The 394-nt window shown below is 72.6% G+C and carries 1 protein-coding gene; it reads right to left on the bottom strand.

What is annotated here, in order from left to right:
• Positions 1-394, bottom strand: a 394-nt coding sequence (locus ACG0Z3_RS23250; RefSeq protein ID WP_394402434.1) for a type II secretion system F family protein, incomplete at both ends; no start/stop codon positions are given.

The raw sequence follows: 394 nt of genomic DNA, 5'->3' as shown, positions 1-394 counted from the left end.
CATGCGCTCGGCCTGGATCAGCGCCGACACGAAGTTGGTGATGGACGGCTCGTTCATGCGGTCGGACAGCGTGCGCAGCGCGTCCAGCCGCGGCCGGCCCGCGCGCACAACGCGCAGCACGCGCGAGAACTCGTCGCGCAGCGGTCCGGCCGGCCCCTTGGCCACCGCCTGCGCGAAGGCGCCCGTCAGGTTCAGGCCGGCCTCCACACACAGCGTGATGATGTCCAGCATGAAGGGCAGCGTCTTGAGCGTCTCGCGGCGGCGCAGCTGCACGAGGTCGCGCAGCCAGAGGGCCGGGAACAGGAAGCCGAAGGCCGCGCCCACCCAGGGCCAGGGGCCGGCCGGCCGGCCGAAGCTGACCAGCAGCCACCAGGTCAGCAAGCCGCTGATGGCC

Source organism: Pelomonas margarita (assembly GCF_043555875.1).
GTDB classification, from domain to species: domain Bacteria; phylum Pseudomonadota; class Gammaproteobacteria; order Burkholderiales; family Burkholderiaceae_C; genus Pelomonas; species Pelomonas margarita.
Note: the sequence above shows the minus strand (reverse complement) of the source record. Positions and strands in the feature narration are given on the sequence as shown.